The organism is Curtobacterium sp. MCLR17_045, from assembly GCF_003234405.1.
GTDB lineage: Bacteria > Actinomycetota > Actinomycetes > Actinomycetales > Microbacteriaceae > Curtobacterium > Curtobacterium flaccumfaciens.
The window spans coordinates 1-17642 of sequence record NZ_QKTB01000011.1 but is presented as its reverse complement, the minus strand read 5'-3'; the positions used below and the strand labels follow the sequence as shown (position 1 = coordinate 17642).

Annotated in this window: 22 protein-coding genes; 10 read left to right on the top strand and 12 right to left on the bottom strand. The window is 71.9% G+C overall.

Annotated features, from left to right (window positions below; translation table 11 throughout):
• Positions 1-28 precede the first annotated feature (28 nt).
• Positions 29-556: a phenolic acid decarboxylase gene (locus tag DEJ05_RS09095; protein ID WP_017885669.1), complete on the top strand. Its 528-nt coding sequence runs from the start codon at positions 29-31 to the stop codon at positions 554-556.
• A 2-nt stretch (positions 557-558) separates the two neighbouring features.
• The gene (locus DEJ05_RS09090; protein WP_111110278.1) at positions 559-1386 is read left to right on the top strand and encodes an alpha/beta hydrolase; all 828 of its coding nucleotides are present in this window, start codon (positions 559-561) and stop codon (positions 1384-1386) included.
• Here the strand turns inward: DEJ05_RS09090 and DEJ05_RS09085 are convergent.
• The gene (locus DEJ05_RS09085) at positions 1364-1756 is read right to left on the bottom strand and encodes an arsenate reductase ArsC (protein ID WP_111030197.1); all 393 of its coding nucleotides are present in this window, start codon (positions 1754-1756) and stop codon (positions 1364-1366) included. The genes DEJ05_RS09090 and DEJ05_RS09085 overlap by 23 nt on opposite strands.
• Positions 1757-1770: 14 nt before the next feature.
• Complete coding sequence (chrA, locus tag DEJ05_RS09080; RefSeq protein ID WP_111110277.1) at positions 1771-2976, bottom strand: chromate efflux transporter; 1206 nt, start codon at positions 2974-2976, stop codon at positions 1771-1773.
• Positions 2977-3021: 45 nt separating this feature from the next.
• Here chrA and DEJ05_RS09075 point away from each other — a divergent pair, with 45 nt between their 5' ends.
• Complete coding sequence (locus DEJ05_RS09075) at positions 3022-3690, top strand: ArsR family transcriptional regulator (RefSeq protein WP_111110276.1); 669 nt, start codon at positions 3022-3024, stop codon at positions 3688-3690.
• A gap of 165 nt (positions 3691-3855) precedes the next feature.
• On the opposite strand, the gene DEJ05_RS09070 is transcribed toward DEJ05_RS09075, so the two are convergent.
• The 3 genes from DEJ05_RS09070 to DEJ05_RS09060 all read right to left on the bottom strand — a co-directional run bounded on the left by DEJ05_RS09070 (position 3856) and on the right by DEJ05_RS09060 (position 7056).
• The gene (locus tag DEJ05_RS09070; RefSeq protein ID WP_146245064.1) at positions 3856-5013 is read right to left on the bottom strand and encodes a glycosyltransferase family 4 protein; all 1158 of its coding nucleotides are present in this window, start codon (positions 5011-5013) and stop codon (positions 3856-3858) included.
• Positions 5014-5551: 538 nt separating this feature from the next.
• Complete coding sequence (locus DEJ05_RS09065) at positions 5552-6049, bottom strand: hypothetical protein (protein ID WP_110863897.1); 498 nt, start codon at positions 6047-6049, stop codon at positions 5552-5554.
• 173 nt (positions 6050-6222) lie between these two features.
• On the bottom strand, positions 6223-7056 hold the full coding sequence (locus DEJ05_RS09060) for an SDR family oxidoreductase (protein ID WP_111110275.1): 834 nt from the start codon (positions 7054-7056) through the stop codon (positions 6223-6225).
• Between the two features lie 189 nt (positions 7057-7245).
• On the opposite strand from DEJ05_RS09060, the gene DEJ05_RS09055 reads away from it, so the two are divergent.
• On the top strand, positions 7246-7560 hold the full coding sequence (locus tag DEJ05_RS09055) for a hypothetical protein (protein ID WP_146245063.1): 315 nt from the start codon (positions 7246-7248) through the stop codon (positions 7558-7560).
• Between the two features lie 10 nt (positions 7561-7570).
• Here DEJ05_RS09055 and DEJ05_RS09050 read toward each other — a convergent pair whose 3' ends face one another.
• A complete protein-coding gene (locus DEJ05_RS09050) occupies positions 7571-7900 on the bottom strand; it encodes a hypothetical protein (RefSeq protein ID WP_071405284.1) in 330 nt (109 codons plus the stop codon).
• Between the two features lie 106 nt (positions 7901-8006).
• On the opposite strand from DEJ05_RS09050, the gene DEJ05_RS09045 reads away from it, so the two are divergent.
• The 3 genes from DEJ05_RS09045 to DEJ05_RS09035 all read left to right on the top strand — a co-directional run bounded on the left by DEJ05_RS09045 (position 8007) and on the right by DEJ05_RS09035 (position 10355).
• A complete protein-coding gene (locus DEJ05_RS09045) occupies positions 8007-8963 on the top strand; it encodes an AraC family transcriptional regulator (RefSeq protein WP_181433108.1) in 957 nt (318 codons plus the stop codon).
• A 118-nt stretch (positions 8964-9081) separates the two neighbouring features.
• Positions 9082-9696: a DapH/DapD/GlmU-related protein gene (locus DEJ05_RS09040; protein ID WP_111110273.1), complete on the top strand. Its 615-nt coding sequence runs from the start codon at positions 9082-9084 to the stop codon at positions 9694-9696.
• A 242-nt stretch (positions 9697-9938) separates the two neighbouring features.
• Positions 9939-10355, top strand: a complete 417-nt coding sequence (locus tag DEJ05_RS09035; protein WP_110863892.1) for a VOC family protein — start codon at positions 9939-9941, stop codon at positions 10353-10355.
• Here the strand turns inward: DEJ05_RS09035 and DEJ05_RS09030 are convergent.
• The 3 genes from DEJ05_RS09030 to DEJ05_RS09020 form a co-directional block, all read right to left on the bottom strand.
• On the bottom strand, positions 10336-11283 hold the full coding sequence (locus tag DEJ05_RS09030) for an isoprenylcysteine carboxylmethyltransferase family protein (RefSeq protein WP_111110272.1): 948 nt from the start codon (positions 11281-11283) through the stop codon (positions 10336-10338). The genes DEJ05_RS09035 and DEJ05_RS09030 overlap by 20 nt on opposite strands.
• 64 nt (positions 11284-11347) lie before the next feature.
• Positions 11348-11494: a hypothetical protein gene (locus DEJ05_RS18070; RefSeq protein ID WP_164941096.1), complete on the bottom strand. Its 147-nt coding sequence runs from the start codon at positions 11492-11494 to the stop codon at positions 11348-11350.
• A 140-nt stretch (positions 11495-11634) separates the two neighbouring features.
• Positions 11635-12855: an alcohol dehydrogenase catalytic domain-containing protein gene (locus DEJ05_RS09020; RefSeq protein WP_071405280.1), complete on the bottom strand. Its 1221-nt coding sequence runs from the start codon at positions 12853-12855 to the stop codon at positions 11635-11637.
• A gap of 123 nt (positions 12856-12978) precedes the next feature.
• Here DEJ05_RS09020 and DEJ05_RS09015 point away from each other — a divergent pair, with 123 nt between their 5' ends.
• On the top strand, positions 12979-13317 hold the full coding sequence (locus DEJ05_RS09015; protein WP_111110270.1) for a DUF3140 domain-containing protein: 339 nt from the start codon (positions 12979-12981) through the stop codon (positions 13315-13317).
• Between the two features lie 38 nt (positions 13318-13355).
• Positions 13356-13556 carry a hypothetical protein gene (locus DEJ05_RS09010; protein ID WP_111110269.1) on the top strand — a complete coding sequence of 67 codons (201 nt, stop codon included), beginning with the start codon at positions 13356-13358 and terminating at the stop codon, positions 13554-13556.
• A gap of 25 nt (positions 13557-13581) precedes the next feature.
• Here DEJ05_RS09010 and DEJ05_RS09005 read toward each other — a convergent pair whose 3' ends face one another.
• Entirely contained in the window at positions 13582-14439 is an 858-nt protein-coding gene (locus DEJ05_RS09005) for a family 16 glycosylhydrolase (protein ID WP_111110301.1), read from the bottom strand.
• 103 nt (positions 14440-14542) lie between these two features.
• A complete protein-coding gene (locus DEJ05_RS18065; RefSeq protein ID WP_071405277.1) occupies positions 14543-14803 on the bottom strand; it encodes a hypothetical protein in 261 nt (86 codons plus the stop codon).
• A 75-nt stretch (positions 14804-14878) separates the two neighbouring features.
• Here DEJ05_RS18065 and DEJ05_RS09000 point away from each other — a divergent pair, with 75 nt between their 5' ends.
• Entirely contained in the window at positions 14879-15841 is a 963-nt protein-coding gene (locus DEJ05_RS09000) for an SDR family oxidoreductase (protein WP_111235116.1), read from the top strand.
• A gap of 291 nt (positions 15842-16132) precedes the next feature.
• On the opposite strand, the gene DEJ05_RS08995 is transcribed toward DEJ05_RS09000, so the two are convergent.
• On the bottom strand, positions 16133-17359 hold the full coding sequence (locus tag DEJ05_RS08995; protein WP_110863887.1) for a cobalamin-independent methionine synthase II family protein: 1227 nt from the start codon (positions 17357-17359) through the stop codon (positions 16133-16135).
• Positions 17360-17642 lie beyond the last annotated feature (283 nt).

The window sequence follows — 17642 nt, the reverse complement described above, 5'->3', positions numbered from 1 at the left end:
AAAACTATGTTTGGCGCAGGATGGGTGCATGACGATCACCACCTCAGTCGCACAGCCCGTCCCGTCGCAGGACCTCTCCGGCATCGTCGGACACCGGTTCATCTACACGTACGCCAATGGCTGGCAGTACGAGATGTACGTCAAGAACGCCACCACCATCGACTACCGCATCCACTCCGGCATGGTCGGCGGGCGCTGGGTCAAGGACCAGCAGGTCGACCTCGTGGTGCTCACCGCCGGCGTCTACAAGGTGTCGTGGAACGAGCCGACCGGCACGAGCGTCGTCGTGACCGTGGTGCCGGGGGAGCGCGTGCTGCACGGCACGATCTTCTTCCCGCACTGGGTCGAGGAGGACGGCAGCAAGACCGTGCTGTTCCAGAACGACCACCTGGACCGGATGCGCGAGTACCGCGACGCCGGCCCCACCTACCCGATCTACGTCGTCCCCGAGTTCGCCCACATCACCCTGTTCGAGTTCGTCGGCCAGGACGACGAGACCGTCGTCGACACTGCGCCCGCCGACCTGCCGGCCGGGTTCGCCGACCGGAGCAACTGAGCATGACCGCGGAACGCCCGCTGGAGCGTGCCCTGACGAGCATCCGGCTCGAGCACCGGGGCGGGGCGCTCCGGGGGTGGGAGTACCGCCCGGCGTCGGCGTCGGCGTCGGCGTCGGCACCGTCGGCACCCTCGGCTGCCGGTGGCTCGGTGCTGTTCGTGCACGGGTTCGGTGACTCGTCGATCGGTCCGCGCCAGCTCTTCGTGCAGGCCGCGACCGCCCTGACCGACACCGGTCTGACGGTCCGCTCCTACGACCGTCTCGGGCACGGCACGAGCGACGGACGGTTCGCGGACATCTCGATCGGCGACGAGGTCGAGCAGGTCGTCACGATGATCCGGGCGTTCTCGGACGACCAGGGGGCACCGATCGACGTCGTCGCCCACAGCCTGGGCGCCGTCGAGTCGGCGATGGCGGCGGCGAGGGTCCCCGACCTGGTCCGGAGCCTGACCCTGTGGTCGCCGGCCGGGGTCGTGGTCGACGACATCGCCGTGCACGACACCATCCAGGGGCAGCCGCTCGCACCCGTCCGTGACCGCGGCTGGTTCGACTTCGGTGGGACCGCCCTCGGGCGCGGGTTCGTCGACGAGGTCCGGGACGGACTCGACGTCTACGCCCAGGCACGCGGGTACGACGGGCCGGTCGACGTGCTGCACGGCACCGCCGACGAGATCGTCCCGGTCGAGTACGGCCGGCGCTACGGCGAACTGCTCAGCGGGGCGACGTTCACCGCGGTCGAGGGTGCGGACCACGTCTGGTCGTCGGTCCCGTGGCGCGAGCAGCTCGTCGACCGCCTGCTCGACCGCGTCAGGGAGCGGTCCGGGCGATGAGGTCCTGCACCCGCGCGCGCACGTCGTCGCGGATCGGCCGGACGGCGTCCAGGTCGAGCCCCGCGGGGTCGGTGAGCTCCCAGTCCTCGTAGCGCTTGCCCGGGAACACCGGGCAGGCATCGCCGCACCCCATCGTGATGACGACGTCGGCGGCGCGGACGGCATCGGTGCTGAGCAGGGCGGGCTGCTCGTTCCGGATGTCGATGCCCTCCTCGAGCATCGCCGCGACGACCACGGGGTTGAGCTGGTCGGCCGGTTCGGAGCCGGCGCTCCGGACGTCGACGCGGCCACCCGCCAGGTGCTGCAGGAAGCCGGCGGCCATCTGGGAGCGGCCGGCGTTGTGGACGCAGACGAACAGGACGGTGGGCATATGGGGTGCTCCGATCAGAGGACGACGGCGCCGAGCAGGCCGGCTCCGATGACGACGGCCCACGGGGGAGCGGACCAGCGGGTGAGGGCGGTGAAGGCGGCCACGGCGAGCGCCAGTGCGGGTGCTGAGCGGACCCCCTCGGTGATGACCGGGTCCCAGAGTGCCGCGGCGAGGAGCCCGACGACCCCCGCGTTCACGCCGGCCAGCACGCGCCGGGCCCACGGCAGGGCGCGGAGCACGTGCCAGAACGGCAGCGCACCGATGACCAGGAGTGCCGCCGGCAGGAAGATCGCGACGAGTGCCACCGCCGCGCCGACGAGCCCGCTCGGACTGCCGTCGGCGACGGCGCCGAGGTACGCGGCGAAGGTGAACAGCGGCCCGGGCACGGCCTGTGCGGCGCCGTACCCGGCCAGGAAGTCCGCGTGGCCCACCAGGTGCGTGGCCACGGTCTGTGACTCGAGCAACGGCAGGACGACGTGGCCGCCGCCGAAGACGAGCGAGCCCGCCTGCGCGAAGACCCCGAACAGGCGAACGGCCCCGGTGCCGCTCGCGGCGACGGGTGCCGCGACGAGCAGGGCGGCGAACGCGACGAGCGCCGACACGGCGACCCAGCGGGGGAGGCGCACGGCGACGTCGGCGTCGGCGACGTCCTCGGGCGGAGCGACGACGCCGCGGAGCCACACCGCGCCGACCACACCGCACACCGCGATGACCGCGACCTGCGCTGCCGGGCCGGGGACGAGCAGCACCACGATCGCGGCGGCGGCCGCGATGGTCGCCCGACGGCGGTCCGGTGTGAGCGAGCGCGCCATGCCGAGCACCGCCTGCGCCACCACCGCGGCGGCGGCTGCCTGCAGCCCGAGCAGCCACCCGGCGCCGGCCAGGTCGGGCGTGCCGGAGACCAGCAGGGCGAACGCGACGAGCAGCACCGCGGACGGCAGGGTGAACCCGCACCACGCCGCGAGGAGCCCGAGCAGTCCGGCGCGCTGCAGCCCGAGGGCCATCCCGACCTGGCTCGACGCCGGTCCGGGCAGGAACTGGCACAGCGCGACGAGGTCTGCGTAGGCGTCGTCCCGCAGCCAGCGGCGACGCACCACGAAGGTTTCACGGAAGTACCCGAGGTGTGCGACCGGCCCGCCGAACGAGGTCAGCCCGAGCCGCAGGAACACCAGGAACACCGATGCCGCGGACGACCGCAGGGGCTCGGGGCTCGTCGTCACCCGCTCATCTTGACGACGGCAGATGGTTCAGTCAACATTGAACCGATGAACACCGGGCGGCAGGACCTCGAGCGGCGTGCGGCGCAGCACGCGGCCCTCGGCGACGTCGCCCGCCTGGCGATCGTCGACCTGCTCGCCGCGTCCGACGCCAGCCCGAGCGAGGTGCGGGCCGCCCTCGGGATCTCCGGGCCGCTCCTGGCGCACCACCTGCGCGTCCTCGAGCAGGCCGGTCTGGTCACGCGACGCCGCTCCGACGGCGACGGGCGCCGCAGCTACCTGCACCTCGAGCCGAGCGGCGTCCCGCACGGTTCGGCAGCGGTGCGCCGACCGGTGTCCCGCGTGCTGTTCGTCTGCACCGGCAACTCCGCGCGCTCCCCGCTGGCCGCGGGCGTCTGGGCGCAGGTCAGCGAGATCGGCTCGCTGTCCGGCGGGACGCGTCCCGCGGCCGCCATCGCCCCCGGGGCGGTCGCCGTCGGGGAACGCCACGGCCTGGACCTCGGCGACCACGTCCCGCGTGCCTTCCGCGACCTCGTCGCCGACGGCGACCTGGTCGTCACGGTCTGCGACCGCGCGCACGAGTCGATCGACGACGGCGACAGCCTGCACTGGTCGCTGCCGAACCCCTCGCGCCTCGGCACGCCGGACGCGTACGAGGCCACCTACGCGGACCTCCGGTCCCGCGCCACCGCGCTCGCTGCGCGCCTCGCCGCCTGACGCGGCCCCACGAACGGAACGCCCCGATGAGATCCCCCCTCCTCATCGGGGCGTTCTCCTTGCTCGACCGCCTGCGGACTGGAGGCCCGGGGCGGGCCCGCACCGTGCCTCCCGTCCGTCCCGTGGTGCGCCCAGGGCGGCGCGCGCTCGCGGGGGAGCCGTCACTCAGGGCCGGCAGCTGCCGGCGACCAGCCGGAGGACCTGATCGGTGTGCCGCTCCGCCGTCGCGAGCCGCGCGTGCTCGATGGCGGCGGCGGTGTGCGGCCGCAGCAGCGTCCGGTCCGAGGCGAGTTCGATGATCGTCGTGGCGAGCCCGAACGCGGTCTCGTCGTCGGTCAGGACGGCGGCGGAGCCGAACTCGCTCGCCAGGCGGATGTCGGACACGATGACCGGACGGTGGTCCCGGAACGCCTCGAGCGCGGTCATCGGCTGGCCGTCGTGCTCGAGCGAGCAGACCACCGCCGCGTGCCCGCACAGCAGCAGGTCGTGGACGGCCTGCGACGACAGGCGGCCGTGGACACGGACCGACACCGGCGTGCGGGTCGGGGGAACGGTCCCGCCGGCGACGTCGACCCGCACGGCGTGTGCCCCGAGCCGGATCTCCACCAGCCGGATCGCGTTGAGGAGGACGTCGAGGCGCTTGTCCGGGGTGAACCGCGACGCCCAGACGAGCCGGAGCGGGCCGAGTTCCGGCGCCGGCGGCGGTTCGACCGGTCGGCGGCCGAGGGCGTTGGGCACGACGTGGACCGGGCCGACGCCGGCCTCGCGCAGGACGCGGGCCTGCCGCGTTGTCGGGGTGACGACGACGTCGGCCGCCCCGGAGACGGCCACTGCCATGTTGCGGCGAGCGTCGTCCATGGGGTGCCCCGTGAAGCGGTGCCGCGTGGGCCGGATCCCGGTCACCACACGGTGCGCGTGCCGTGCGAGGGGCGCCATCGCCGCCGCGGTCCGGCCCCGGACCGGCGCCGAGCCGTGCACGGTGTGGATCGTCGGCAGCTCGAGGGATCGCGCCGTGGTCAGCGCCGCCGCGGCGAGGCCGAAGTCCGAGTGGGTGACGACGAGGTCGATCCGTTCCTCGAGCATCAGCGTGCCGAGGCACCGGCGGACACGGACCGAGTTGCGGACCACCGGCAGGTCGCTCTCCGGCGCGCTGATCGACGGTTCGACCTCGAACAGGCGGACGCCGTGCTTCCGCAGCTCCGCGGTCTCGCTCGAGCGCGGAGTCGCCACCCAGACGACGTGACCGGACTCCGCGAAGGCCTTCGCCTGCTCGACCAGCGCGGCGCGTTCACCCCGCATCGCCGACAGGGGGAAGTCGCTCACGAGCAGGACGGTCGCCTTCGCCGCGGCCACGTCAGCGGCCGGTCTCGAGCTCGGTGGTCTGGCGGGGGCTGCGCATGCGGTCTCTCACGGTTCGGGAGCGGAACGGGGTGCTGGGAACCGTAGGCGTTCAGAAGACGATCGTCTAGTGAACTGCGACGCTGCTGAGCGGGCCTTCACGAGTCCCCGGGCGGACGCCCAGCCGGGCGCGCGGCGGACGGTCGGGCACTGTCCGGTTCCTGCGGAACATGGACACGTCTGAGCCGTGGTCGACGTACAGTCTCCGGAAGCTGCCCCGCCGGACCCTACCGGCGGGTGCCCGACCCCCCGTTCCCGGGCTGGCCTCGTCATGACCACCGCGTCGAACCCGACGGCGTCGTAGCGCGAGGACGTCTGCTCCTGACCCGAACTCGTGGCAGACGTCCTCGCACCTTCCCGCTATCGTCGAGGAACCGCCGGTCCCCGATCTCGGGCGCCGCGTAGGACGTGGAAGTGGCCGACCAGCCCAAGGACTGATCGGCCACTGCGCGGTGTCCGACGACTAGCGGTCGGACGCCTCGACGACGCAGCTCTCGACCTGCTCGGCGGCCTTCGAGTCGTCGGCGAACGGCGTCGGCGCATCCGAGGTGGTGGTCGTCTCGTCGGCGACGGCCTGCTTGGCGACGTCGTTCACGGCGTACAGCGGGCCGTCGAAGTCGTCGGCCGTGGGGTCGGCGGTGGTCGCCCAGATGGTGACCTCGTCGTCGTTCGAGTCGTTGCTGTCCGCGGGGACGATGGCGGCACCGAGGTACCAGCCGCCGTCACCCTTCTGGATGTTCGCGAACTCGGTGGTGTCGTGCGAACCGACCGCCTTGTCGATCATGTCGACGGCGGCGCTGGCGGCCACGTCGCACTGGGCCGACTGCGACTTCTCCTCGGAGCCGGGGACCTTGCCGACGGGGTTGATGTTCTGCGCTCCGCCGGGGTCGCAGGCGGTGAGCAGGAGGGCTACGGTGGCGGCGCCGAACAGCGCCGTGACGGTCTTCGCTCGCGTGGACATGGCCCTGAACGTAGGCCGGCCCCGGTGGGCGGCGGTTCAGCCAGGAGCGTCCCCCGACGACGGACGGGAGGCCCGGCGCACGTCGTGCCCCGGGCCTCCCGTCCGTCACCTGGTCCCGTTGCCGGACCGTGTCCCGTTGCCGGACCGTGTCCCGTTGCCGGACCGGCGTCCCGTCACAGGATCGGGGTGCCGCCGGTGACGGCGACCCGCGCGCCGGAGACGTAGCTGCCGTCGTCACTGGCGAGCAGCACGTAGACGGGTGCGAGCTCGGCCGGCTGGCCGGGACGGCCGAGCGGCGACTGCTTGCCGAACTGCTCGACCTGCTCCGGCGGCATCGTCGACGGGATCAGCGGCGTCCAGATCGGACCGGGGGCGACGCTGTTCACGCGGATGCCGCGTTCCCCGAGCAGCTGCGCCAGCGCGGCCGACAGGTTCGCGACGACGGCCTTCGTGACGTCGTAGGGTGCCAGGTTCGGCTTCGGGTTGTCGGAGTTGACCGAGCTCGACCCGATGATCGACGACCCCGGGCCGAGGTGCGGCAGCGCGGCCTTGACGAGGTGGAAGTAGGCGCTGAGGTTCGTCGCGAGGGTGTGGTCCCACTCCTCGTCGCTGATCTCCTCGATCGTCTCGTGGGTCATCTGGTAGGCGGCGTTGTTCACGAGGACGTCGAGCCCGCCGAGTTCCGAGACCGCCTGGTCGATGACGGATCGGCAGTACGCGGGATCGCTCACGTCGCCCGGGAACAGCACGGCCTTCCGACCGGCTTCCTCGATCCAGCGCTTCGTGTCCTGCGCGTCGTCCTCCTCTTCCGGCAGGTAGCTGATCAGGACGTCAGCACCCTCGCGCGCGAACGCGATCGCGACGGCCTTCCCGATGCCGCTGTCCCCGCCGGTGATGACGGCGCGCTTGCCGGTGAGCTTGCCGGAGCCGCGGTACGACTCCTCGCCGTGGTCGGCCTTCGGGGTGAGCTCCTGGTCGCTCCCCGGGGGCTGCTGCTGCTCGGTCATGTCTCTCCCTGTGGTCGGTTTCCCTGGACGTCCCCGATGCTGGGCGGGCGCCACTGAACGCCTGTCCAGGGTCACGGCGTACCCCGTTCGGTGCCCGAAGATGTGTACCCGGCACGACGGCGGCCTACCGTGGCACCGGATCAGGGAACCGTCACCGCGACGGAAGCTCCTCTTCACCAGGGAGCAACGTTGAAGTACGTGAACTACGCGGGCACCGTCCGCATCCTGACGAGCGACTCGATCGCCGACGCGGTGATCCGGTACGCCGCCGCACTGCACCAGAGCCGGCTGAGCGACGTCGTGTCAATCCCGACGGCCGACGACTTCGGGGTGGCGAGCACGATCGAGGTGCTCCTGGCCCCGGCGATCCCGGTCGCCCTCGAGCCTGCTCCGGACGACGACCTCGAACCCGAGGGCGAGGCGTTCCTGGTCGAACTCGACCGGCGCACCGAGGCCGCGCTCGCCGTCGACACCAACGCGTCGCCGCCGGACTTCGGGCGCTGAGCCGGCGCCCCTACGCCACCGGCCCCTCGGTCAGGTCCGTCCGGGTGTCCGCGTGGATCACCTCGTCGTGCTCGAACGTCAGCGCGGCGGCCCGCAGCCGTGCCACGAACACCGTGTCCTCGCGCTCGAGTTCGTCCTCCTCGGCGTCCTCGACCACGAGCTGACTCGACGGACCGATGAGGACCTTGGTGGTCGTCATGGTGCCGTCCGTCGCCACCGAGGGGATCGCGACGGTGTCCGCCCGGTTGCCACCGGCCAGGGCCGCGGCGTACTCGATCACGGCATCGGCCACGTCGTCGCTCGTCAAGATCGTGGAACGGTCGTACTGGATCTGCTTCATGTCCGGGCCTCCATCTGCACAGCCAACAGCGCCGTTGCTGGCCGCCGTACAGGAACACGGCGCGTCGCTCGTTGCGCCGACGCCGACTTGTCGTCAGGATCATCACGTGCCCGAGACCATGCACCGCCTGCTGCGGGAGATCCAGACCGCCGAGCCGTCGGTGGCGGCCGAGGCGATGGCCCGGACGCACATCACCCACGGACTGTCGGTCGAACCGACGGACGCCGAGTTCGTGTTCGAGGAGCGCGTGCGCGGAACGGCGCTGCTGTCGCTCGAGTCGACCCGCTGCACCGGGGTCCTGAGCGGCACGATCGAGCCCGGCGACGCGATGATGATCTTCTGGATGAAGTCCGGGGTCGCCCAGCTCGACGAGAACACCGTGAAGATCGGCCGGCCGACGCTCTTCCGTCAGGGGCCCCAGCGCTTCCGCTGGATCGCCTGCAACAAGGACGTCCTGCGGATCGACCGCTCGATCGTCGAACAGGTCGCGGCCGAGCGCGGCGACTGGGCCCCGGGTCCCATCGAGTTCCGTCCGCGGCACGTCCCCGAGGGCGCGCCGCTCGCTGCCTGGTGGCTCATGGTGCGGTCCATCGCACAAGAGGTCCTGGCCGGACCGGACGCCGTCCCGGTCGAACGCGAGCGGGAGCTCGCGCGCTTCGCCGCCGGTGGGCTGCTCACCGCGATCCCGCACTGGCCCGTCGGGCAGCACGAGCCGGCGATGGCCGCCACCGCCCGCTTCGCCCGTGCCGAGACCTTCCTGCTCGAGCACGCCACCGAGCAGATCACCGTCGACGACGTCGCCGAGGCCGCCGGCCTGAGCGTGCGCGGCGTGCAGGCGGCGTTCCAGCGACACCACGGCATCACCCCGACCATGTACCTGCGTCGCATCCGGCTGCTGCTCGCCCGCGAACAGCTCGAGTCGGGCGACGGGCGGAGCATCGCCGAGATCGCCCGGGCCACCGGGTTCGCCCACCTCGGCCGGTTCGCAGGGAGCTACCGCGAGGAGTTCGGCGAGCTGCCCCGGCAGACGGCGTCCACCGCGCGCGACGGCGCCCGCGCGTAGCGAGCAGCCGCGCGGCCCCGCAAGAATCCCGCAACCGCTCACCGTCCGGCCGATCGCCGACGATCGTCGCCCTACGTTTGCGCTGCACGGACACGCAGCCACGACGACTGGAGACCCCATGGCCGGCTCAGCAGCACCACCCGTCCCGACCACGGCCGTCCCGCCGACGACCGATCCGTCGACGTTCGGCCGTCGGCTCGTGGAGGACGCCTCCTACGCCCGTGAGCACCTCGTCTTCACGGCACTGCTCGGATCCCCGCTGCTGCCCCGGATCGTCCGGCGGCTGCTGCTCCGTGCCGCCGGGGCACGCGCCGAGTCCGGTGTGGGGACCGGGTTCTCGCTGACGGGGGACCCGAAGCACCTCACCATCGGCCGGGGCGTCTTCTGCAACCGCAACGTGACCGTCGAGGCCGTGGCCCCCGTGACGATCGGTGCGAACACCGCGATCGGGATGCAGGTGCTCATCATGACGAGCCACCACGAGATCGACGCCGAGGGCCGGTGGAGCGACGTCGCGACCGGCCGCCCGGTGGTCGTCGAGGAGCACGTCTGGATCGGCGGCCGCGCCACGATCCTGCCGGGCGCCCACATCGAGCACGACGTCGTGGTCGCCGCCGGCGCCGTGGTCGTCGGCCGCCTGGCGGCGCACGGCGTCTACGCCGGCGTCCCCGCGAAGCGGATCCGTGAGCTCGCCCCGTCCGCGCGACCGCGGGTGGTGGACCCCGCCGCGTGACGGCTTGGAGGCGCGTGGCGGCGCCGCCACGCGCCTCCAGTCCGGCGTTGGTGCTGCTTCGAACACGCCGGTGTGTTGCTGCGACGCCCTGCCGTCGTCGAGACGCCGCCGAATGTGGAGGCGTCTCGACGACCTGGCGGCGCCGGACGAAGACGACGGCGTCTCCTTCCGAGGGGACGCGGGACCTGCCACGATGATCACGACGCGGGCGACGGCGCCCGCGCAGGACGAGGGAGACCGTCATGACCGTTCGCCTCAACCCTTATCTCGGGTTCCGGAGCGGAGCCCGCGAAGCGCTCGAGTTCTACCACTCGGTCTTCGGCGGGACGCTCACCATCGGCACGTTCGGTGAAGCCGGCATGAGCCAGGACCCCGCCGACGCCGACAAGGTGATGCACGGCCAGCTCGACGGCGACCAGGGCCTGCTCCTGATGGCCTCGGACGCGCCGTCCGGCATGCCGACACCGGCGGAGAGCAGCATCTCGCTCTCGCTCAGCGGCGACGACCACGAACTGCTGACGCGGTGGTGGAACGGCCTCGCCCAGGGCGCGACGATCATCGAACCACTCACCACCGCGCCCTGGGGCGACACCTTCGGCATGCTGACCGACCGCCACGGGGTGTCGTGGCTGGTCAACATCAGCGGCGCGACGAGCTGAGCGGCAGCGAACCCACGCGCGCCGGCACCGGCCACCGCGGCACCCAGCACCGGACCTGCTCGGCGTAGCGGCGGAAGTCGTCGCCGAACCGTTCCGCCAGGTCCGATTCCTCGAGCGGGCGGACGATGCAGTTCCAGACCACGGAACCGGCGACCGCGTAGACGACGACCAGCCACGACGACAGCAGCAGCCCGACGGCGACGCCCTGCGTGATGCCGGCCAGGGCCATCGGGTTCCGCACCGACCGGTACGGCCCGGCGACCACCAGGCGGTTCGCGGTGGCCGAGGGCAGCGGCGTGCCCTCGCCCTTCGTCGACATCGCCGCTGCCGACGCGATGCCGAGCGCGCTGGCCAGCAGGAGTACGACCACACCGACGACGGTGCGGGTGGTGACGAAGGGTGCGGGCAGGTCCGGGTGCAGGCCCCAGCGCTGCTCGGCGAACGCGATGAGCAGGGGGAGCACCCCGAGGAACAGGCCCCAGAAGACGACGATCTGCAGCACGGTCGCGGTGACGTGCCGGGAGCGCGGGGCGCTGGCGTCGGCGGTGCGGATCCGCAGCGGACCGCTCGTCACCCACTCCGTCGGGACCCGTCCGAGCAGCACCAGGGCGAGGGCGAGGGCCGAGCCGATCGTGGCGGCGAGCATGACGAGCACGCCCCAGCCGGCCTCGCCGGTCACAGTGGCCCAGACGCTCAGGGCGACGAGCACCAGGGCGGTCCACACCGTCGTGCCCACCGCGGCGGCTCGGACACCGGCGGCGGCGAGCGCCGAGGCGACGACGAACAGCGGGACGTCGAACACGGCGACGAGCACCGGGTCGAGCGAGCCGAGCGTGGCCGTGCGGATCCAGGGCAGCGTCGCGACGGCGATCCACCAGGCCGCTCCGCCGACGGCTTGCAGCGCGTAGTACCGCCGGCCCCAGGACATGGGTGCACGGTAGCAGTGCGCGGCGAGGGGCCGGGCCGTGGGCGCCCTCGCTCCCGACGGTGGGTCAGTCGGTGTGGTTGATCTGTCCGAGCCAGCGACCGAAGGACGGGGTGCGCTCGTCGTGCAGGGTGGGCAGGACGGGCTTCGGCAGGCAGGCGCGCTCGTCGGTGACGGTTCCGGCGCCGGTGCTCTTGTGGAGGTCGAGGCTCATGGTGGGCTCCTTCGTGGTCGGTGGAGAGTTCGACACCGGGCGGGGCCGTTCCATTCCCACCCGGTGTCGTCCTGGTCTGGTGCAGCGCGGTCCGATGCAGCGCGGTCCAGTGCGTCGCGTTCCGGCGCGTCGCGTTCGGTTCAGGAGGTGCCGAGCTCGACCTTGATCCAGCCGGGTTCGCGTCGGTCGAACGCCTGGTAGGCAGCGATCGCGTCGGTGATCGGCTCGTGCTCGGTGATCAGGGCCGTCGGGTCGAACTGTCCGGCGGCCACCATGTCGATCAGCGGCGGGGTGACGGAGTGGTGATCGCAGTTCCCCATCCGCACGGTGAGGTTCTTGAGCATCGCCTCGCCGATCGGGTAGTGCTCGGCCGTCGGTCCGTACACGCCGATGATCCCGATGCGGCCGTACTTCGCCACGCTCGCCACCGCCCAGCGAGCCACCTGCGAGGGGCCGTCCCCGGGCTTCCACTGCTGCTGCGCACCGAAGCCGTCGGGCGCGGCATCGGGTGCGACCGCCGCGACCTCGGCGTCGAACGCCGCCGCCTGGTCCTGGTCGACCGCCGCCGGGCCGCGCTTCGGGCGTTCGGCGTCCACGCCGACCGCGTCGATCACGCAGTCCGCGCCGATGCCGTCGGTCAGCGACATGATCGTCTCGACGGGGTCCTCGGCGTTGTAGTCGACGACCTCGCAGTGCTGGGCGAGCGCGGCGGCGAGCCGGGTCTCCTCGCCGTCGACGACGATGACGCGGGCCGCGCCCTGCTTGTACGCCGAGGCCGCCGCGAACTGTCCGACGATCCCGGCGCCGAACACCACCACGACGTCACCGCGCGTGACGCCCGCGAGCTCCGCGCCGAACCACCCCGTGGGGAAGATGTCGGACAGCAGGATCGCCTGCTCGTCGGAGACGGTGTCCGGGAGCGGGTGCATGGTGTTGCGGGCCCACGGGACGCGGACGTACTCGGCCTGCATGCCGTCGACCGGTCCGGTCGAGGCGGGGCCGCCGAAGAACGCGGTGCCCGCCTGCGGTCCGTTGCTGTTCGAGCGGTCGCACTGGGCGGTCTTGCCCATCCGGCAGTACCGGCAGGCACCGCAGGACACGGTGGAGTTGATGACGACGCGGTCGCCGGGGCTGAAGCCGCGCACCGCGTCCCCGACCTCGGTGACGACGCCGACGGCCTCATGACCGAGGATCGTGCCCTCGACCATCGGTGCCATCGTGCCGCGGACGAAGTGCAGGTCGGTGCCGCAGATCGCACTGCGGGTGATCCGGACGATCGCGTCCTCCGGGTCCTGGATCGTCGGCTGCGGGACCTCGTCGAGCCGGATGTCGCCGATGCCGTGCCACACGACTGCGCGCATGTGATGCCTCTTCCTGTTCGGGTGCGGGGTTCGCAGTGTCAGGAAACGCGCGAGGGGCTGGGCGCGGTCGGAGGCGCATCCGCCCTGCGCAGTCGTCCAGCACCGTCGGGTTGTCTCGACCGCATGAGCGAGCACGACGACGAGCAGACCCGAGCCGACTTCGACGACGCGGTGAACATGACCGCCACCGAGCTGCGGAAGTGGCTCGACACCGACGAGTCGAAGTCCGTCGGGCAGAAGCCCTCGGGCGGTGGCGAGTCGACCGGGCACGAGAGCGGTCGGCACATCGTCCGCATCCTCGAGAAGCACAAGGCCGACCGCACCGACGACGACCTGGCGCACATGCGGAAGGTCGTCGGCTACGTCGCCCGGCACTCGGAGCAGCGGCCCGACGGCGACGTGCACGACACCCCCTGGCGGTACTCGCTCATGAACTGGGGCCACGACCCGGAGAAGCACTGACGGCATCGGGCAGAATGGGTGGTGTGAACGAGACTGGCATGCCGCGCTTCCGACGGATCTGGTCGACCGTGCAGGTCGGTGTCCTCGCGATCGCCGTCGCGTTCTGCGTCGTGATGCTCGTGATCGGGCAGGGCAAGCTCGACCGGGTCTACGCGGTCGCCGCGGTGTTCTTCGGACTCGCCCTGGTCGGGCACAGCACCTACCTGTGGCTCGTCGCCCGGGCGAACCGCCGTCCCTGACGCTCGTCCGCTTCGGCGATCCCGGCTAGCCGTTCTGGTGGACCCGCAGCCAGTCGATCGTCATCTGCTGCGGGAACCGTGTCGAGGCGTCCGGCGAACCCGGCCAGTTCCCGCCGACCGCGACGTTGAGGATCACGAAGAACGGCTTGTCGAACACCCACGGAGCCGAGCCGACGTCGGCCCGGGTGACCGTCCGGTACGCGACACCGTCGACCGTCCAGGTGATCGAGCCGGGGCGCCAGTCGACCCCGTACACGTGGAAGTCGTCGGCGAACGCTGCTCCGGAAGGGTTCGTGTAGGCAGCCGAGATGCCCTGCGCGCCGGAGTACCCGGGGCCGTGCACCGTGCCGTGCACGCTCCCCGGCTCGTCCCCGACGTTCTCCATGACGTCGATCTCCCCGCACGCCGGCCAGCCGACCTGCCCGATGTCCGCGCCGAGCATCCAGAACGCCGGCCAGATGCCCTGGCCGCGGGGGATGCGGATCCGCGCCTCGATGCGGCCGTACTGCGCGGTGTAGGTGCTCTCGGACTTCAGCCGGGCCGACGAGTACGAGCCGTCGGCCTCGCGGTGTGCGGTGATCACGAGGTTGCCGGCACCGTCGAGCGCCGCGTTCCGCCGCGAGTCCGTGTAGGTCTGCAGCTCCGCGTTGCCCCAGCCGCCGGCACCCAGGTCGTACCGCCAGATCCCGGGGTTCGGCGCGCTGCCGGCTGGGCCGTCGAACTCGTCGGCGGCGAGCAGCACGGGCGCAGCGGTCGGCGCCGCAGCTCCGGTCACGGCCTGTGCCGAGCCGTCCGAGCCGATCGCCGTCGCGCCGAGGGCGGTCGTCGCGGCTCCGGCGAGTCCGAGCGCCATGAAGCGCCGTCGATCGATGTGCTGGTCCATGTCGTGCTCCCTGCAGCGCGATGGTGGTGTGGTCGTCGGATCATGCACCATCCGGCCGCACCTGAACAGGCCCGGATCCCGCTTCGTCCGCGGGACGCACCGGTCAGCCGAAGCGCATCGCCAGCGGCACGAGCAGGCCCGCGACCCAGACGAGCACCATCACGAGGGCGCCGACCGCGATGAGCCGTCGGCGACGCCGCAGCTTCGGGCTCCGCTCCTCGCCCCACATCTGTGCACGGACCAGCACCCGGTTCGCCTGCTCGACGACCTTCCGCACCTCGGGGTCGTCGACGTCGAGGACACCGGCGCGGGCGTGCTCGGCGATGACCGCGGCTTCGTCGACGGTCAGGTCGTCCTTGCGCATGCTCCATCTTCGCACCGCGTGCAGGGGTACGACCCGGCTGTGCGGGAACGGACCACGGCCGGGTACCAAGGACACATGGGACATCGGTACCGCGGGAAGATCGTCGTCATCACCGGAGCATCGAGCGGCATCGGGAGGGCCGCCGCACACGAGTTCGCCCGGCAGGGCGCCACGCTCGTGCTCGCCGCACGCGGGCACGACTCGCTCGAGGCCGCAGCCGCCGAGTGCCGGAAGCTCGGCGCCGAGGCGATCGCGATCCCGACCGACGTCGCCGATGAGCACCAGGTCAAGGACCTCATCGGCACCGTGACGACCCGCTTCGGTCGCATCGACGTCTTCGTCGGCAACGCGGCCCTGTTCGTCTACGGCCTGTTCGAGCAGACGCCCACCGAGGCGTTCAAGCGCGTCGTCGACACGAACCTGTACGGGCACCTCAACGCGATCACGCACCTGCTGCCGCACTGGAAGCAGCGCGGGAAGGGCACCTACGTGCTCGTCGGCTCGATCCAGTCGCTGCTCTCGGCGCCGTACCAGTCGGCGTACGTCACCAGCAAGCACGCTGCGCTCGGCCTGGTCGACGTGCTCGGTGACGAGTTCGCGGGCACCGGCATCAAGTTCACCGCGCTGCTGCCGTCCACGATCGACACCCCGATCTACCAGAACGGTGCCAACTACACCGGCAAGACCTCGCACCCGCTGCCGCCCACCGTCTCGGTTGAGCGAGCTGGCCGTGCCGTCGTGCAGGCCGCCACGCACCCCAAGCGCTACCGCTTCGTCGGACGGATCCAGGCATCGCTCGTGCCGCTGCAGTACGTGTTCCCGGGCCTGTTCCACAAGATCACGAAGCCGATGGTGGAGACGTTCGCGCTCCGTGGCGAGGGCGCGCCGACCGACGGGAACCTCTACGCCCCCGCCGACGCCGCGAACGCGACGGACGGCGGCTGGGTCGCGAAACGACGGCGCGTCACGCGCCCCCTCGTGTGGCTCGGCGTCGCCGCTGCGGGCGCGGCGGTCGTGCTCGGCCGCTCGCGTCGGTAGACGCATCCGCTGACGGCCTGGAGGCCCGGTGCCAGCTGGCACCGGGCCTCCCGATCGTCCGTGCGCGCGTGCACAGCCGGGCGTACCTCGCGGAATCGGGCGTACCTGCCCGAACCGGGCGTACCTGGCGGAATCGGGCGTACCTGCCCGAACCGGGCGTACCTGGCGGAATCGGGCGTACCTGGCGGAATCGGGCGTACCTGGCGGAACCGGCCGTACCTGCCGTGTTCTTCTTGGCAGGTACGCCCGATCTCACCAGGTACCGCAGCCGTTCTGGGAAGGAACGGGCGGCTAGAAGAGCTTCGCGCTCGCGCGCCGGGCACCCTCACCGAGCGACTCGAGCTTCGCCGCGGCGATCTGCGGGTGCACGCGGCCGCCGAGGCCGCAGTCGGTGCCGGCGATGACGCGCTCGCGCCCGACGACCGAGGCGAACCGCTCGATGCGCTGCGCGACGAGGTCGGGGTGCTCGACGACGTTCGTCGCGTGGCCGACGACACCGGGGACGATGACCTTGCCTTCGGGCAGGGCGACGTCCTGCCAGACGGTCCACTCGTGCTCGTGGCGGGCGTTCGCGGCCTCGAACGAGTACGCACCGGCGTCGATGTCGAGCATCAGGTCGACGATGTGGCGGAGCTCGATGTCGGTCGTGTGCGGGCCGTGCCAGGAGCCCCAGCACAGGTGGAAGCGCACGCGGCTGGTGTCGAGGCCGCGCAGCGCGTGGTTGAGCGCCTCGACACGGATGCGGGTGAAGGCGCGGTAGTCCTCGATGCTCGGCTCGGGGTTGATCTGGTCCCAGTTCTCGGCGATCGAGGGGTCGTCGATCTGCAGCACGAGGCCGGCGTCGAGGATCGTCGTGTACTCCTCGCGCAGGGCGTCCGCCCACGCCCAGATGTGTTCTTCCTCGGTCGCGTAGTACTCGTTCGCGATGCGGGCGGCGGACCCGGGGGAGAGCGCCGTGATGAAGCCGTTGTCCGCGCCGGCGGCCTCCACCGCGTGCTTGAGGTTCGCCGCGTCGGTGGCCGCGGCCTCGTGGCCGGTGTAGGTGATCGGACCGGTCGTGGTCGGGAACGCGGTGGCGTTCTTGCCGGTGCCGATGCCCGACTCGGGGTCGGTGTAGGCGTCGTGAAAGATCGTCCAGTCGCGGCGGTCCGGAAAGCTCGTGAGCCGGATGTTCCCCGGGGTGGACCGGACCGGCTGCTGCGAGAAGATGTTCTCGTCGGTCAGGCTCAGGCCGCTGACGCGCTGGAACGAGTAGCCCCACCACGCGCCGTAGTCGACGCTGTTCGACATCGCCTTGCCGAACTCGCCGTCACCGGGCTGCGTGATGCCGAGCGCGGTCTGCCGTGCGACGACGTCGTCGACGGCCGCGCTCGTCAGGGCGCGGACCTCGTCGGTGGTCTCGAGCGTGAAGCCGTCGGCGGCCACGGGCCGTGCGGCGTTCGCGGCGATGAGCTCCGGGGTGCGGGGGAGCGATCCGGCGGTGGTGGCCTGGATGCGGTCGGTGTTCTCGAAGGGCATGCGCTGCCTTCCTCTCGATGGGTGCGGACTGTCGGGAGTCGGGGGCCGCGCGCGAGGCTTCGCGGTGCGCTGCAGTGCCACTCTGCCACGAGGGATCGGGCCCGTTACGTTGCGCGACTGTGGCTTCGTGTGGACGCCGAACGACAGGGTCGATGTCGTACGACACCGACTCGGTCACCTGTAGCGTGCGCGGACAGTTGCAGGCGCGTGTGAACGACAGGCTCGATGTCGGACGACGTCGACGGTGTCGTTCCGCATCGACCCGCCCGTGCGCGCCCGCCCC

Excerpts from the sequence above, each read along its gene's own strand:
- DEJ05_RS09095 (WP_017885669.1), top strand. The coding sequence starts at position 29 with ATGACGATCACCACCTCAGTCGCACAGCCCGTCCCGTCGCAGGACCTC.
- DEJ05_RS09090 (WP_111110278.1), top strand. The coding sequence starts at position 559 with ATGACCGCGGAACGCCCGCTGGAGCGTGCCCTGACGAGCATCCGGCTC.
- DEJ05_RS09085 (WP_111030197.1), bottom strand. The coding sequence starts at position 1,756 with ATGCCCACCGTCCTGTTCGTCTGCGTCCACAACGCCGGCCGCTCCCAG.
- DEJ05_RS09075 (WP_111110276.1), top strand. The coding sequence starts at position 3,022 with ATGAACACCGGGCGGCAGGACCTCGAGCGGCGTGCGGCGCAGCACGCG.
- DEJ05_RS09065 (WP_110863897.1), bottom strand. The coding sequence starts at position 6,049 with ATGTCCACGCGAGCGAAGACCGTCACGGCGCTGTTCGGCGCCGCCACC.
- DEJ05_RS09060 (WP_111110275.1), bottom strand. The coding sequence starts at position 7,056 with ATGACCGAGCAGCAGCAGCCCCCGGGGAGCGACCAGGAGCTCACCCCG.
- DEJ05_RS09050 (WP_071405284.1), bottom strand. The coding sequence starts at position 7,900 with ATGAAGCAGATCCAGTACGACCGTTCCACGATCTTGACGAGCGACGAC.
- DEJ05_RS09040 (WP_111110273.1), top strand. The coding sequence starts at position 9,082 with ATGGCCGGCTCAGCAGCACCACCCGTCCCGACCACGGCCGTCCCGCCG.
- DEJ05_RS09035 (WP_110863892.1), top strand. The coding sequence starts at position 9,939 with ATGACCGTTCGCCTCAACCCTTATCTCGGGTTCCGGAGCGGAGCCCGC.
- DEJ05_RS09030 (WP_111110272.1), bottom strand. The coding sequence starts at position 11,283 with ATGTCCTGGGGCCGGCGGTACTACGCGCTGCAAGCCGTCGGCGGAGCG.
- DEJ05_RS18070 (WP_164941096.1), bottom strand. The coding sequence starts at position 11,494 with ATGAGCCTCGACCTCCACAAGAGCACCGGCGCCGGAACCGTCACCGAC.
- DEJ05_RS09020 (WP_071405280.1), bottom strand. The coding sequence starts at position 12,855 with ATGCGCGCAGTCGTGTGGCACGGCATCGGCGACATCCGGCTCGACGAG.
- DEJ05_RS09015 (WP_111110270.1), top strand. The coding sequence starts at position 12,979 with ATGAGCGAGCACGACGACGAGCAGACCCGAGCCGACTTCGACGACGCG.
- DEJ05_RS09010 (WP_111110269.1), top strand. The coding sequence starts at position 13,356 with ATGCCGCGCTTCCGACGGATCTGGTCGACCGTGCAGGTCGGTGTCCTC.
- DEJ05_RS09005 (WP_111110301.1), bottom strand. The coding sequence starts at position 14,439 with ATGGACCAGCACATCGATCGACGGCGCTTCATGGCGCTCGGACTCGCC.
- DEJ05_RS18065 (WP_071405277.1), bottom strand. The coding sequence starts at position 14,803 with ATGCGCAAGGACGACCTGACCGTCGACGAAGCCGCGGTCATCGCCGAG.
- DEJ05_RS09000 (WP_111235116.1), top strand. The coding sequence starts at position 14,879 with ATGGGACATCGGTACCGCGGGAAGATCGTCGTCATCACCGGAGCATCG.
- DEJ05_RS08995 (WP_110863887.1), bottom strand. The coding sequence starts at position 17,359 with ATGCCCTTCGAGAACACCGACCGCATCCAGGCCACCACCGCCGGATCG.